Origin of the sequence: Pseudomonas sp. P129 (assembly GCF_020312195.1) — a bacterium.
Lineage (GTDB): Bacteria > Pseudomonadota > Gammaproteobacteria > Pseudomonadales > Pseudomonadaceae > Aquipseudomonas > Aquipseudomonas fragariae.
In genome coordinates, this window is record NZ_JAGPYS010000009.1 from 52,240 (window position 1) to 66,387 (window position 14,148).

The window sequence follows — 14,148 nt, forward strand, 5'->3', positions numbered from 1 at the left end:
ACTAAAAGGCCAGCTCCCTTGCCGGGCTTACCGACCTGAATGATCGCTTACACATCAGCGGCCTTGCGGCCTGTACCCAAGGCGCAGACCACCCCAGTGTCGCCCGTTGACCATGATCGGCACGGACAGGTCGTGCATCAGTTCGCCGGTGTCTCGCGTGTAGGTTTGCAGCAGGACCGGCTGTTGGTGGCTGCCACAGCGAATGCCGGTGCGATCATCGAACTTGCGCTTGCTTCGATTGCGCGCGTTATCCACCGTCGCGTCGCCCGTCAAGGGCTGACTGAAGGCATTGTTGTGCGTCGGCACATAGCCCTGCTGGGTACAGGCGATGGCAAATACCAGACCTTCATGGCGAGACAGTAGCGGTTCCCGCAGTGCTGGCAATACCTGATCGGTGTAACGGTCGAAACGCGTCGTAAACCGAGTGGGCGACGTATTGGCGACGGGTTTGTAGTTACGATCAAACAGGTCATCAAGGCTGACCCGCCCCTGTTCGATATCGGCCTCGAACTTTTCGCTGATCATTCGCGCGCCTTCACGGGCCAGGTCATAAATGCGCTGGTGGTATTCATCCAGACCAACCTGCGCCAGACGCTGGCTGATGGTCTCGGCCTGCCCCTCCATCTGCACTGCGGACCTGGCCAGTTGCCGGGTCTGCTCATCGCTGACGGCAAGGTCACTGCGCATATGCTCGACAGCGTCGAACAGGCTCGCCAACTGATCCTGATTACTCCGCGCGCCCTGCGCGATTTCGCCGACCTGGCTTTCCAGCTCGACCGCAAGCCGGGCGATATTGCCCAGGTGCTCGCCGGTCAGCTCGATCTGCTCGACCCCCCTATCCAGATCGGACGACAGCTCGCGAATCTGCTCCACGACCTGTGCGGTACGCTGCTGGATATCCGCGACCATCTGCCCTACCTCGCCTGTGGCGCTGGCAGTGCGGCCAGCGAGACCACGGACTTCGTCGGCAACCACGGCGAAACCGCGTCCGTGCTCGCCAGCCCGCGCCGCTTCGATGGCGGCATTGAGCGCCAGCAGGTTGGTCTGGCTGGCAATCGACTGAATGACCAGCGTCACACGCTGGATCTCTTCGCTGCGCTGGCTCAGCGCCTCGATCAACTCGCGGCTGCCGACGGCACGCTTGCTCAGGCGGTGCATGCGTTCGATGGACTCATTCAGCACGCCGCTGCCCGATTCGCTGCGCTGCCGCGCCTCGCTGGCGGCAACCAACGCCTGTTGACTCAACTGGGCCGTCTGTTGTTCGGTGGCGATCATCTGCTCGGCACTGCTGACGATCTGTTCGGCAGCCCCCAGTTGCGACTGCACCTTGCCGGCCAGGTGCCCGACCGAAAAAGCCACCTGGGCCGCGGACAGCGCGTTATGACTGGTGGTGCGCGACAGGTCGCGGGTCAGCAAGGCGATATCGCTGTCAGCCAACGCGCGTTGCGGCAACGCTGGCCGGCTGCGCACCAGGCGCGGCAACCAGACCACCAGCAAGGCCAGAGGAACGACGACATACAGCGACAGGCCCGCAACACTCATGGCGGCGAACAGCAGACACAGGACAACGCTTTGCACCGCCGGCACCCACCACCTGGATGTAGCGTCGGGCGTATCGGCCAGCGGCAATCCGGCTGCCATGGATAGGTTCTCGGCCATGTTGCGTCACCCCGTCTGTCATTGTCGTTATGACGCTATTAAACGCCAGATAACGGCCTTGTGCCATGCGCTGTTGGTCGTAGCGACCAGGCGGTGGCGATCAAAGCGTTTTCGACAAATTCCGGGCACAACAAAACCGGGAGGCAATTGCTTGCCTCCCGGTCTGGTCACTCAGTCGCGGCTGCCTGCGTATCAGGCCTGGCGCTGGTGCTTGTCGATCTGCTCGTGGCGCTCTTGCGCCTCGATGCAATATTTGGTGGTCGGGCTGATCAGCAGGCGCTTGAGGCCGATTGGCTCGCCGCTGTCGTCGCACCAGCCGAAGGTGTCATCGGCAATGCGCGAAAGGGCCATTTCCAACTGTGGCAGCATGCGCTGGTCGCGATCGATCACGTTGACCAGCCAGTGACGCTCTTCTTCGACCGAAGCAGCGTCAGCCGGGTCGGCAGGCGTGTCCAGGCTCTCGATCGCAATGCGGCTCTGCTCGATACGCTCGTGGATCTCGACCTTCATGCCCTGCAACAGCTCGACGAAGAAAGCGTGCTGCTCGGCGTTCATGTAGTCATCGGCCGGCATGGCCAGCAACTTTTCCTTTGTCATTTATTTCTCTATAAAAAAACGTGCATTGAGGAGCGGCCTGACGTTGCCGTACAAACCAATAATCTCCAAGCGCCACCTGGCACTCAATTTACGAGGGGCGGCAGTCTAAGGCCGGCTAGCGGGCTCGGCAACACAATTGAAGGGTTTTTGTACAACAATTGCCGTAAAACCCTTGAAATGCGGGCGAAAGACCTGGCCAGCAGGTTGCTTGATGAGGCTCTGACCCATTGACAACGAATCGGTTCCTGCAACATCCAACGCACAAAAGGGCCTGAAAAGGCCCTCTGATGCAGATGATTGAATCAGCGCTTGGTCTTGCGCTTGTTGCGATATTGATCGATTACCACGGCCACGACAATGATCAGGCCTTTGATAATGTCCTGCACATAAGCGTCCACGCCGACAAAGGTGAAGCCGCTGGCCATCACGCCGAGAATCAGCGCACCGATCACTGTACCGGTGATCCGCCCCACCCCACCGGAAAGGCTGGTGCCACCGATGACCGCAGCGGCGATGGCGTCCAGCTCGTAGGACATGCCCATCCCGGCCTGTCCGGTTGCCGCCCGCGCCGAGGCGACCACCCCCGCCAGCCCGGCCAGCAGCCCGGCGATGCTGTAGACAACCACCAGATGGCGCTTGACGTTGATGCCCGAAGTACGTGCAGCCTGCATGTTACCGCCAATGGCGTAGGTGTACTTGCCGTACTTGGTGTAACGCAGGGCGATGTGAAAGATGACCGCCACCACCAGGAAGATGATCACGGGCATCGCGCCCTGGCCGATGGCCGTGTACGAGTCGGAGAGCATGCTGACCGGCTGGCCTTCGGTATAGAAACGTGCCAGACCGCGCGCAGAGACCATCATGCCCAGCGTGGCAATGAAGGGAGGAATGCCGGTTATGGCAATGATGCTGCCGTTGATGGCACCGGCCAGCAGCCCGACCCCGAGACCGACGACGACCGGAATCCATACCGGCAGGTCGGTCAGCGACGGGAACACCGCCCGGGAGAAGTCGGAAGTCTGAGCCAGGCTCGCGGCAATCATCGCTGAAAGCGCGAGCACCGAGCCGGAGGAGAGGTCGATGCCGGTGGTGATGATCACCTGGGTCACACCGATGGCCAGCAAGCCGATGATCGACACCTGCAGGATCATCAATACCAGACGCTGCGAATTGAGCAGGAAGCTTTGATCGCGGACGATCCAGCCGAACAGTTCAAAGATCAGGCCGATGCCGATCAGCACCAGAAAGATGCTCAGCTCGGTGGGCAGCCGCCGTTTGCTTCTGGTCGGCGTCATGGCCGGTTTATTTTGCAGAATCGCGTCGCTCATGTTCGTTATCCTCTTGTTCTTCTTCTACCGAGCCCTGTAGTGCGAACTCAATGAACCTTGTGGCCGGAGGCCAGATGCATGACTTTTTCCTGGGTCGCTTCACTGCGATCAAGGATGCCCATCATTTCGCCTTCGTGCATGACCATGACCCGGTCACTCATGCCGAGAACCTCCGGCAGCTCCGAGGAAATCATGATCACTGCCATGCCTTCACTGGCCAGCAGGGAGATCAGGCGGTAGATTTCTACCTTGGCACCCACGTCGATACCGCGTGTGGGCTCATCCAGAATCAGTACCTTGGGGTTGGTCATCAGCCAGCGCGCCAGCAGCGCCTTCTGCTGGTTGCCGCCGGATAATGTGTCGATGCACTGCTCCAGCGACGGCGTCTTGACCCGAAGCTTTTTGCACATGTCTTCGCACTGGGAGCGCAAGGCCTTCTGTTGCACGAAACCGTTACCGGCATAGTTGGCCAGCACGGCCATCTCCATGTTTTCCATCACCGACAGGCATGGAAACAGGCCGGTCAATTTGCGATCCTCCGTGAGCAGCGCAAAACCCAGTTCGATGGCCTGATGTGGATCGCCGATGTGCACCGTCTTGCCATCGAAGCGCACCTCGCCGCTGTCGCTGGGGGTTATGCCAAACAGCGTCTCGGCCACATTGGTGCGCCCCGAGCCCATCAGCCCGGCAATGCCAAGCACTTCCCCGGCACGCAGGTCGAAGCTCACGTCCTTGAAAATGCCGTTCAGGCTCAGCCGGTTGACGGACAGCAGCACATCGCCTGCCGGTTTCTCCCGCTCGGGGAACAGCTGGGTCAGTTCCCGGCCCACCATCATGGTGATCAGGCTGTCGCCGTCCATGCTATCGGCGCGCTGCAGACCGATGTAGGCGCCGTCGCGGAACACCGCCACCTCGTCGGCGATTTCGAAGACTTCGTTCATCTTGTGGGTGATGTAGATGATGCCTTTGCCCTGGGCACGCAGGTCGCTGATGATCGAAAACAGGTGAGCGACTTCGGTTTCGGTGATCGCCGAGGTCGGTTCGTCCATGATCAGCACGTCCGAGTTGTATGACACGGCCTTGGCGATCTCCACCATCTGCCGCTCGGCAATACTCAGCGTGCCGACCAGTTCCTCGGGATCGAGCTTGATGCGCAGGCGCTCCAGCAGCTCGGCAGTGCAGCGGTGCATCTCGCGGTGATCGACCATGTGCAGGCCGTTGAGCTGCTCGCGACCGATCCAGATGTTCTCGGCAATGCTCATGAACGGCATCAGGTTCAGTTCCTGATGAATCATGGCGATGCCTGCCTGCAACGCGGAAAGAGGCGTATCGAAGCTGACCGGCTTGCCCCGCAGACGGATTTCACCCGCGTCCGGCTGATAGATGCCCGCAATGATTTTCATCAGGGTCGATTTTCCGGCTCCGTTCTCGCCCATCAGCGCCAGCACGCTGCCAGGGCGAACACGCAGTTGCACATCATTGAGCGCAACCACGCCAGGAAAGCCCTTGCTGACATGGCTGATTTCCAGCAGATACGGGGCCTGGGCATCAGGCGCCCCGCCATCCCCGTCGCCGGACGGCAGATTGCGTTGCGCGGGCGGATTGGCAGTAGCAGAACCGAACATGATCATAACTCCTCAAGCGGCAGGCTGCGGGAGAGCATTTGCGTGCCCTCCCGGGCCTGACGATCGTTGTTATTTGAAAGTGGCGACGTTTTCAGGGGTGATCAGGCGATAGGGAATGATGATCGCCTGGGGCTCGATCTTTTCCTTCCTGGCCAGTTTCACCGCGGCATCGATCGCCCCGTCGGCCTGCCCTTTCGCGTCCTGATAGACCGATACGGCCAGATCACCTTTGGTCACGGCGTTGAGCCCGTCCGGGGTACCGTCGACACCGGCGATCAAAATGCTGCCTTTCTCCACACCTGCCTGCTTCAGCGCCATCGCCGCGCCAATGGCCATTTCATCGTTGTTGGCCAGCACCGCATTGAATTTGCGCCCTTGAGTGAGCCAGTCGTTGGTCAGGTCCATGCCCTTCTGGCGCAGGTAGGTACCCGTCTGCTCCTCTTCTATCTTGATGTCCGGGTACTTGTCCAAGACCTCCTTGACGCCCTTGGTGCGGTTTTGCGTGGAGTTGTTGGCCAGGTCACCCAGGAGAATCATGACATCGCCCTTGTCTTTCATTTTGTCGGCGATGTATTGCGCCTGAAGTCGACCGGCTTCCACGTCATCCGACGTCACGGTGGCGACGCCTGCTGGCAGATTCAGATCGTCCGGGCGGCGGTTGACGTAGACCAGCGGGATACCGGCGGCGACCGCTTCCTTGGTGATCCGCGCAGTCGCTGCGGTGTCGACCGGATTGACGATCAGCGCGTCGACTTTCTTGTTGATCAGGTCCTTGACCTGATCGAGCTGTTTGTTGACGTCCGCTCGGGCATCGACGAACTGCAGATCCACTTTCTCGGTCGTGGACATGACCTTGGCCTTGGCACTCATATCGTCACGCAGGTAGGTCAGCCAGGTGTCGTCAAACTGCGACATGGACACACCGATCTTGATATCGGCCAACGCTGCACCGCTGCCCAGCATCAGCGCCATCGCCAATGAGGTCAAAGCAATCTTGGTCTTCATGAGGATCTGTCTCCAAATTCTTGTTGTTGTGTGGATGCAGCGAATCAGCGTGACAGGCGGATCCCGGTGGCGCCGGGGATGCAGAACAGTTGCGCGTCCTTGTGGCGCACGCACAGGCCCCGGGCGACGACGGTGAGAAATCGTTCCAGGGTCCGGATCCAGAATGACGAGGTGGCAGAACGCTTGGCGGTGACGCCAGAGGTAGGGGTTTTCATCGACAGTACCTATCTTTTGTTTTGTTTTTGTTGGCTTGCTTCTCGTGATCTGAAAAAACCTTCAAAACGCGAGTGATTCGATAGTCGGTAACCTGAAAACGACTCTATTGGAAAATATTTTCCAATTCAACTGATTTTAGAATTTTATTCCATTTCATTTTGTTCAGGCGCAGATGCGAAAAAGCCCGACGCACGGCAGGCGTCAGGCTCTCTTCGCTAACGGGGGCTGGGTGCGCAGCAGCGCATAATGGCTACAGCACCACAACGCGCCCTTCTCTAGCGCTCAGGCGCGCGGCATCCATGACCTGCGCCGCGGCTATCGCATCGTGTGGATTAACCGGATTGCCGCCCTGTTCGTCAACGGCGCTTTGCAACTGGCGGTAGAACTCAAGCCAGCAACCGCGCTCCGACGGCACACGCTCGCGATGTTCGCCCTGCTCGAACCAGCCCCAGCGCCGATGCTCCTCGACGCCCCAGCGCTCGCCCTCGGACCTTGGCGTCAGCCCGGCAAAGGCGGCCTCTTCCTGGCCGTCCAGCCCGTCGACGCTGTAACAGCCCTTCGCTCCACTGACCCTGAAACGCGGCCTTGCACTGTTTTGCAGGCAACCGCCGGACAGGTGTGAAGTCACGCCGCTGGCATGCCTCAGGGAAACGAAGAACGTGTGATCCAGTTCGTCTTGCGGCGCAGCGTATTGCAGCTCGGCATACACCCGTTCGACCGGGCCGAACAGCACCAGCGCCTGATCCACCAGATGACTGCCCAGGTCACGCAGCATGCCACCACCGCTGGCCTTGCCGACAGAACGTGGCGAATAACGCTCGATGCTGGACTCGAACCGGCTGACCGCGCCCAGCGCCTCACTGTCCAGCAACTTGCGCACGGTGAGGAAGTCCGAATCCCAGCGGCGGTTCTGATAAACGCTAAGCAATACGCCACGTCGCTCGGCCGCGTCCACCAGCTCGCGCGCCTGCGCTGCATCACTGGCGAAAGGCTTGTCGCTGACCACCCCGACACCCAGTTCTATCGCTTCGAGGATCAACGCTCGCCGCGAGGCCAGCGGTGTGGAAATCACCACCACATCAACCCCGGCCGCAACCAGCTCGGCCAGTGTGTCGAAGGTCGCCACGCCGGGATGGTCTGTGGCCACTTCCTGCTTGCGCTCGGGTGAACGGGTCACCACCCCCACAAACGTAGCGCCCGGCAAACTTGAAATCAGCGTCGCATGAAAGTAACGCCCGCCTTTGCCATAGCCCACCAGCCCTGCACGCATGGATATCTCCTGTAGTCCATGAACCTCATGGCCGCAGCCATCGGTCGTGTATTTGATGCCGCCGTATCAACGAAGCAGCTCGCTTTTGACCCGCTCCAGCATGAATCGGCTCGATTCATCTGCGCGCTCCTCCCAGGCAAAGACAGCCACTGTGGCAATACCGTCGAAATTGATATCCCGCAACGTTGAGAAAAATGCTTCCCAGTTCACCTCGCCCTGGCCGATGTCCAGGTGCTGATGCACCGTCGCCGTCACGCCGGGCGGGTTGACGATGTAGCGCAGGTTGGAAGAAGCCCGATGATTATAGGTGTCGGCAATGATCAGATGCGTGAGTTTTTCGCCAGCGTAGCGGAGCATCGAGGCAACATCGCCAACGCCATCATCGTAGAAAAAAGTGTGCGGCGCGGCGTACAGGTAGTTGATCCAGTCGCGATCGAGCCCGCGAATGATATCCACCGACTCATTGTTGCGCTCGCAGAAATCATAGGGATGCGCCTGAATATCGAGCTTTATACCTTCGCGCTCGAAATGCGGCATCAATTCATCCATGGATTTCATGAATTGGTTTTCACAGACCAGCGCATGGTCGGATTGCCCGCTGAACTCGGTATTCATCAGGTCGCAGTCCATTTCAACGGCGACCTGAATGGCGCGTTTCCAGTTGCGAACCGCTGCAATACGCAGGTCTTCATCCGGCGCAGCCCAGTGGTACAGCGGCAGCAGCGAGGAGAGTTTCACCCCGGCATCGCTCAAGGCCTTGCGAAACTCCCTGATCCGCGCCCGATCCACCCGTGGGTATTTGTAAAACGGCATGAAATCTTCACGCGGCGACAACTCGATGTAGTCGTAACCCAGCTCCGCGGTTTTATCGACCATCGCCCCCAGTGACAGATGGCGATACATGTAAGGGTCCAGTGCAATACGCATGATGCCTCCCTTTTGTTCCGTTCAAGAGATGTCCTGGTTAACCGCAAGATGCTCAGCTATAGAACACCGGACGCATGGCGAGGGTGATCGGCACGACTGCTCCCGTGTTCTGCGCCAGCACACAGGCATCGGCGGCCACGGCAGCGGCATAGCCGTCCCAGGCCGAAGGGCCGTAGAGGGTCCCCGCTTTGACGCCGTCGATGAAGTCCTGCAACTCGACGTCGTAGGCAGCAATGAAGCGGTCCTTCCAGTCCATCAGAATCGCGTTGGACAACTTCGCTTCGCTGCGCAACTGGACCTGAGAGGGCTCCGGCAGTTTGGCAATACCGCTCTCGCCGACCACTTCACACTGGATGTCGTAGCCATACTGGCAGTTGACGAATACTTCGACGTCGATGCGTGTGCCTCTGGCCGTTTCCAGCATCACGATCTGCGGGTCCTTCATGTGCGCCAGGGCCTTGCTGGTCTTGCGCGGGAATACCACTTGCACCGACACATAGTCATCGTTGAGCAGCCAGCGCAGCACGTTGAGTTCGTGAATGAGCGTATCGGTGATGGCCATGTCGGTCTTGTAATTCTCGCCAACACGCGGGTTGCGGTGCGCGCAGTGGAGCATCAGCGGCTCGCCGATCTGGCCACTGTCGATCACTGCCTTGAGCGCGCGATAGCCCTGATCATAAGGGCGCATGAACCCCACCTGAACCAGACGCCTGCCACTGGCGATCTCGGCTTCGACAATGTGCCGGCAGCCTTCGGCAGTGACTGCCAGCGGCTTTTCGCAGAACACCGGCTTACCTGCGGCAATTGCCGCCAGCACGAACGCTTCATGACTGGGGCCCCAGGAACAGACCAGTACCGCCTCGACGTCCGGCGCGGCGATCAATGCGTGCCCGTCGGCATACACTTCGGCGCTCAGGTCCAGATCGCGCACCACCTTCGCTGCCTGTTCGAGATTGATGTCGGTGACGGCCACCACCTGACTGCCGACCAGCGTCTTGCTGCAGCGCCGGATATGATCCTGACCAATTGCGCCTGTACCGATCACGCCGAGTTTCAATGCCATTTTCATGTTCCTTTTTTGTTATTGGATATACCCGTGAACGGTTCACGAGCGCTGAACGATAAAAGTGATCAGTACTGGCGAGCCTTGGCCAGCTCGCGGTTGAGCTTCTCGTACACCTGAGCGGTGGTGCCGGTGGTCGACACTTCGGCAACCCCGACACGCCACCACGACAGGTATTTGTGGATCATGGTCTTGGGCAGGACCTTGATGTCGATCAGCGTCGACACCGTCTGACGTTGCGCATCGGCCAGTGCGTTGCGCAGTTGGTCGGCCGTACTCACCTTGTAGGTCTTGCAGCCATAGGCAGCAGCACTCATGGCGAAATCCACCGGCACGAAGTCACCGTCGAGCCTGCCGGTTTCCGGATTGCGGAAACGGAACTCAGTGCCGAAGCTGTTCATGCCGTGCTCCATCTGCAGGTTGTTGATGCAGCCGAAGGTCATATTGTCCAGCAACACAACGTTGATCTTGCGCCGCTCCTGGATGGAGGTCGCCAGCTCGGAATGAAGCATCATGTAAGAGCCGTCACCCACCAGTGCAAACACTTCCCGATGCGGCGCCGCAAGCTTCACGCCCAGTGCGGCGTTGACCTCATAACCCATGCACGAATAACCGTATTCGACGTGATAGGTATCTACTCCGGTACTGCGCCAGGCGCGCTGCAGATCACCCGGCAAGCTGCCCGCTGCTGCAACGATCACCGCATCGGCAGGCAGGCTCTGGTTGAGGATGCCCAACACACCACTCTGAGTCAGGCACGAATCGGTCAGCTCGATAAACTCGCGCAGCACCGCAGGGTCCAGGTGATCGTTGATTTCCGGGACAAAATCCTCGTTCTGGTACTCGACCGCGTACAGGCGATCCACCTCGGCATCCAGTTCGGCACGCGCTACCTGCGGCGCATCGTCCCAGGCCGCCCGATAACCGCTGGCCTGGAGGCTTTCGGTCAGCGCCTGCAATGCCGTCTGCGCATCAGCCAGCACCTGCACACCGTCCAGTTTCTGCACATCGAAGGCACCGACATTGAGGTTGAGAAACTGCACATCCGGGTTCTGGAACAGCCATTTCGACGCGGTGGTGAAATCGCTGTAGCGGGTGCCGACGCCGATGATCAGGTCAGCCTCTTTGGCCAGCCGATTGGCTGCCAGCGTGCCGGTTTCGCCGATGCCGCCCATGTTCAACGGGTGCGCCGAAACGATGGCACTCTTGCCGGCCTGGGTTTCGGCGAACGGGATATCGAAGCGCTCGGCAAAGGCTTGCAAGGCATCGGCTGCACCTGAGTAACGCACCCCGCCGCCACAGATCAGCAGCGGCTTGCGCTTGCCCGTCAGCAGCTGCAACGCGTCTTCGAGCATGGCCTTGCTCGGCGGGCGACGGTCGATACGGTGCACGCGTTTTTGCAGAAAGCTGTCCGGGTAGTCGTAGGCTTCAGCCTGCACATCCTGAGGCAGCGCCAGGGTAACGGCGCCCGTATCGGCCGGATCGGTCAGTACGCGCATGGCATTGAGCGCAGCGCTCATCAACTGCTCGGGACGGTTGATACGGTCCCAGTATTTGCTCACCGCCTTGAACGCATCGTTGGTGCTGATGCTCAGGTCGTGAAACTGCTCGATCTGCTGCAACACCGGATCGGGCTGGCGACTGGCATAGACATCACCCGGCAACAGCAGCAGCGGAATGCGGTTGGCCGAGGCCGTTGCAGCGGCGGTGATCATGTTCGCCGCGCCTGGACCGACCGACGAGCTGCACGCGTAGATTTTGCGACGCAGGTGCTGTTTGGCAAAACCGACAGCGGCATGGCACATGCCCTGCTCGTTACGTCCTTGATGGACCACCAGGTCGCCGCAGTCCTGCTCCAGCGCCTGCCCAATCCCAAGCACGTTGCCATGCCCGAAAATGGTGAAGATGCCAGCGACGAATTTGCTCTGTACGCCATCGACTTCGACGTACTGGTTATCGAGAAACTTCACCAGGGCCTGGGCCATGGTCAGTCGGGTTGTACTCATGTTCGCACCTTGTTCTTGTTTGAAGTGGCCAGGGTTTGAGGTGGACTGAAGGCTGAAGTCAGTGGCGCTGCGAAACGGCTCGTGACAAATGCGTCATGCTTGCCGCTATTGCCTGAGGGATATCGTCCAGCGCATGAACGCTTTCGGCAAACGGCTCGAACGACAGATGCCCCTGATAGCCACTGTCCAGCAAGCGCTCGATCTGCGACGCATTGCCCAGAATGTCGCCTTCGCCGACCAGCACGCGATGACCATCACGAATGCTGTTCAGCGGCGCCTGTGCATCCTCGACGCCGGAGATATGCACCAGCCCGGTCAGCTCCGGGAACAGCTCGACCTCGCCGGCCAGATGGTGATGAAAGGTGTCGTGAACCAGCCGGTAGACATCCAGCCCGCCCACAGCTTTGATCGCATCCACCGCTTGACGCTTGAGTCTCAGCGAGCACTCCTCAAAGCCGAGGGGTTCGACCAAGCCGAGAATTCCGTGCTCGCGAAGGATGGGGGCCAATGCGGTCAATGCGGTACGCAGCCCCGAGGCGCGCTGCGCGCCGTTGCGCGGGTCGGCGCGGTCATTGAGCGGGCACAGCACCAGACCGCGCGCACCACAATCGCGGGCGTACTGCGCCAGCTTCGTCGCCTGGGCAGCGCGCTCTTCATTCCAGACATCGAACGGGTACAGCGCGTTGATGGACAGCACCTGTACCCCCCTGGCAGCACAAAGATCACGAACGACCCCGGGGGCAGTGCCGTTTTCGATCTCGACGCCCTTGAGGTCGTTACGAATCTCGATGGCATCGGCCCCCAGCTTCACCGCCAGGTCGACGAAACTTTCCAGAGACAGGCGCGGCGCAACCATTCGATTAAGGGCAAAACGCAGAGGTTGGTTCATTGTTTTTGTTCTCCGCAACATTCCATTGATGAAGACTATTTGGCGGTCGGCATACTGAACTCGGGCCCTTTGGCGATGCTGTCCGGCCAGCGCTGCATGACGCTTTTGTAGCGGCTGTAAAAACGCAGGCCTTCTTCGCCGTAGGCGTGATGATCACCGAACAGCGAACGCTTCCAGCCACCAAACGAATGCCAGGCCATGGGCACCGGGATCGGCACGTTGATGCCGACCATGCCGACCTTGATGCTGCGAGCGAATGCACGCGCCACGCCGCCATCGCTGGTGAAGCACGACACGCCATTGCCGAACTCGTGGGCATTGATCAGCGCCACGGCACTGGCAAAATCCGCAACGTGCACAATGCCCAGCACCGGGCCGAAGATTTCCTCCTTGTAGATCTGCATCTGCGGCGTGACGTGGTCGAACAGCGTCGCGCCAACGAAAAAGCCCTGCTCGGCACCCGGCACCTTGAAGTTGCGACCATCAACGAGCAGCCTGGCGCCCTCTTTGACGCCCTGATCGATGAAACCCTCGACCTTGGCCTTGTGCACGGCGGTGACCAGCGGTCCCATGTCCGAATCGGCCTGCATGCCGTTGCCGACCTTGAGCTGGTCGATGCGCGGTAGCAGCTTGTCGACGAGGCGCTGGCCGACATCGCCGACCACCACGGCAATCGAAATCGCCATGCAGCGCTCCCCTGCCGAGCCATAGGCCGCCCCGATCAAGGCGTCGGCGGCCTGATCCAGATCAGCGTCGGGCATCACGATCATATGGTTCTTGGCCCCACCCAGCGCCTGCACGCGCTTGCCGTGGGCCGTGCCTTGCTGATGGATGTATTCAGCGATCGGGGTCGAGCCGACGAAGGAAATGGCCTCGATGTCAGGGTGCTGCAGCAACGCATCGACCGCCACCTTGTCGCCCTGCACCACATTGAAGACGCCATCGGGCAGGCCGGCTTCCTTGAGCAGGCGCGCCATCAGCAGGCTGGCCGACGGATCGCGTTCCGAGGGTTTGAGGATGAAGCAGTTGCCGGTCACCAGCGCCATGGGAATCATCCACAAGGGCACCATGACCGGAAAGTTGAACGGCGTGACCCCGGCGCAGACGCCCAGTGGCTGACGCAGGTTCCAGTTATCGATACCGCCGCCGATGTTGTCGCTGAAATCGCTCTTCAACAGGCTGGGCGCACCGCAGGCAAATTCGACGATCTCGATACCGCGCACCACCTCGCCGCGTGCGTCGGACAACACCTTGCCGTGCTCGCGGCAAATGATCTGCGCCAGTTCATCGTGGTGCTGGTCCAGCAGCTCCTTGAACTTGAACATCACCCGCGCCCGGCGCAACGAGGACTGCTCGGCCCAGGCCGGAAACGCAGCTTTGGCCGCCGCAACCGCTTCATCCACGGTCTTCACGCTGGCCAGCGCAACGCGCGCCTGGACCGTGCCGATCGCCGGGTTGAAGACCTCGCTGTAACGCTCACCCTCGCCATTGTTCAGGTGTCCGTTGATGTAGTGGCCGATCACCGGTGACTCGTTCATCTCATGCCTCCAGAACAAAAATGGG

General features: G+C 60.2%; 12 protein-coding genes. All 12 read right to left on the reverse strand.

Annotation, left to right across the window (positions count from 1 at the left end; genetic code table 11):
• Positions 1-54: 54 nt before the first annotated feature.
• The 12 genes from KBY02_RS19615 to KBY02_RS19670 all read right to left on the reverse strand — a co-directional run bounded on the left by KBY02_RS19615 (position 55) and on the right by KBY02_RS19670 (position 14,123).
• Positions 55-1,659 (reverse strand): methyl-accepting chemotaxis protein, encoded by a 1,605-nt coding sequence (locus KBY02_RS19615; protein WP_263870185.1) that lies wholly within the window; start codon positions 1,657-1,659, stop codon positions 55-57.
• A gap of 192 nt (positions 1,660-1,851) precedes the next feature.
• A complete protein-coding gene (locus KBY02_RS19620; protein WP_002554078.1) occupies positions 1,852-2,256 on the reverse strand; it encodes a TraR/DksA family transcriptional regulator in 405 nt (134 codons plus the stop codon).
• A 302-nt stretch (positions 2,257-2,558) separates the two neighbouring features.
• The gene (locus KBY02_RS19625) at positions 2,559-3,584 is read right to left on the reverse strand and encodes an ABC transporter permease (RefSeq protein WP_032654918.1); all 1,026 of its coding nucleotides are present in this window, start codon (positions 3,582-3,584) and stop codon (positions 2,559-2,561) included.
• Between the two features lie 47 nt (positions 3,585-3,631).
• Positions 3,632-5,209, reverse strand: coding sequence for a sugar ABC transporter ATP-binding protein (locus tag KBY02_RS19630; RefSeq protein WP_011268315.1), 1,578 nt, complete (start codon positions 5,207-5,209; stop codon positions 3,632-3,634).
• Positions 5,210-5,278: 69 nt separating this feature from the next.
• Positions 5,279-6,214, reverse strand: coding sequence for a sugar ABC transporter substrate-binding protein (locus tag KBY02_RS19635; protein ID WP_011268316.1), 936 nt, complete (start codon positions 6,212-6,214; stop codon positions 5,279-5,281).
• Positions 6,215-6,258: 44 nt separating this feature from the next.
• Positions 6,259-6,429: a hypothetical protein gene (locus tag KBY02_RS19640; RefSeq protein ID WP_003403653.1), complete on the reverse strand. Its 171-nt coding sequence runs from the start codon at positions 6,427-6,429 to the stop codon at positions 6,259-6,261.
• 251 nt (positions 6,430-6,680) lie between these two features.
• On the reverse strand, positions 6,681-7,700 hold the full coding sequence (locus tag KBY02_RS19645) for a Gfo/Idh/MocA family protein (protein WP_024641778.1): 1,020 nt from the start codon (positions 7,698-7,700) through the stop codon (positions 6,681-6,683).
• Between the two features lie 66 nt (positions 7,701-7,766).
• Positions 7,767-8,627, reverse strand: coding sequence for a sugar phosphate isomerase/epimerase family protein (locus tag KBY02_RS19650; RefSeq protein ID WP_024641779.1), 861 nt, complete (start codon positions 8,625-8,627; stop codon positions 7,767-7,769).
• Between the two features lie 52 nt (positions 8,628-8,679).
• Positions 8,680-9,690, reverse strand: a complete 1,011-nt coding sequence (locus tag KBY02_RS19655; RefSeq protein WP_024650943.1) for a Gfo/Idh/MocA family protein — start codon at positions 9,688-9,690, stop codon at positions 8,680-8,682.
• A gap of 68 nt (positions 9,691-9,758) precedes the next feature.
• Complete coding sequence (gene iolD, locus KBY02_RS19660) at positions 9,759-11,696, reverse strand: 3D-(3,5/4)-trihydroxycyclohexane-1,2-dione acylhydrolase (decyclizing) (protein ID WP_024661209.1); 1,938 nt, start codon at positions 11,694-11,696, stop codon at positions 9,759-9,761.
• A 58-nt stretch (positions 11,697-11,754) separates the two neighbouring features.
• Positions 11,755-12,585: a TIM barrel protein gene (locus KBY02_RS19665; protein ID WP_024641782.1), complete on the reverse strand. Its 831-nt coding sequence runs from the start codon at positions 12,583-12,585 to the stop codon at positions 11,755-11,757.
• 35 nt (positions 12,586-12,620) lie between these two features.
• Complete coding sequence (locus KBY02_RS19670) at positions 12,621-14,123, reverse strand: CoA-acylating methylmalonate-semialdehyde dehydrogenase (protein ID WP_024650940.1); 1,503 nt, start codon at positions 14,121-14,123, stop codon at positions 12,621-12,623.
• Positions 14,124-14,148 lie beyond the last annotated feature (25 nt).

Excerpts from the sequence above, each read along its gene's own strand:
- KBY02_RS19640 (WP_003403653.1), bottom strand. The coding sequence starts at position 6,429 with ATGAAAACCCCTACCTCTGGCGTCACCGCCAAGCGTTCTGCCACCTCG.
- KBY02_RS19650 (WP_024641779.1), bottom strand. The coding sequence starts at position 8,627 with ATGCGTATTGCACTGGACCCTTACATGTATCGCCATCTGTCACTGGGG.
- KBY02_RS19665 (WP_024641782.1), bottom strand. The coding sequence starts at position 12,585 with ATGAACCAACCTCTGCGTTTTGCCCTTAATCGAATGGTTGCGCCGCGC.
- KBY02_RS19615 (WP_263870185.1), bottom strand. The coding sequence starts at position 1,659 with ATGGCCGAGAACCTATCCATGGCAGCCGGATTGCCGCTGGCCGATACG.
- KBY02_RS19655 (WP_024650943.1), bottom strand. The coding sequence starts at position 9,690 with ATGGCATTGAAACTCGGCGTGATCGGTACAGGCGCAATTGGTCAGGAT.
- iolD (WP_024661209.1), bottom strand. The coding sequence starts at position 11,696 with ATGAGTACAACCCGACTGACCATGGCCCAGGCCCTGGTGAAGTTTCTC.
- KBY02_RS19620 (WP_002554078.1), bottom strand. The coding sequence starts at position 2,256 with ATGACAAAGGAAAAGTTGCTGGCCATGCCGGCCGATGACTACATGAAC.
- KBY02_RS19630 (WP_011268315.1), bottom strand. The coding sequence starts at position 5,209 with ATGTTCGGTTCTGCTACTGCCAATCCGCCCGCGCAACGCAATCTGCCG.
- KBY02_RS19635 (WP_011268316.1), bottom strand. The coding sequence starts at position 6,214 with ATGAAGACCAAGATTGCTTTGACCTCATTGGCGATGGCGCTGATGCTG.
- KBY02_RS19645 (WP_024641778.1), bottom strand. The coding sequence starts at position 7,700 with ATGCGTGCAGGGCTGGTGGGCTATGGCAAAGGCGGGCGTTACTTTCAT.
- KBY02_RS19670 (WP_024650940.1), bottom strand. The coding sequence starts at position 14,123 with ATGAACGAGTCACCGGTGATCGGCCACTACATCAACGGACACCTGAAC.
- KBY02_RS19625 (WP_032654918.1), bottom strand. The coding sequence starts at position 3,584 with ATGAGCGACGCGATTCTGCAAAATAAACCGGCCATGACGCCGACCAGA.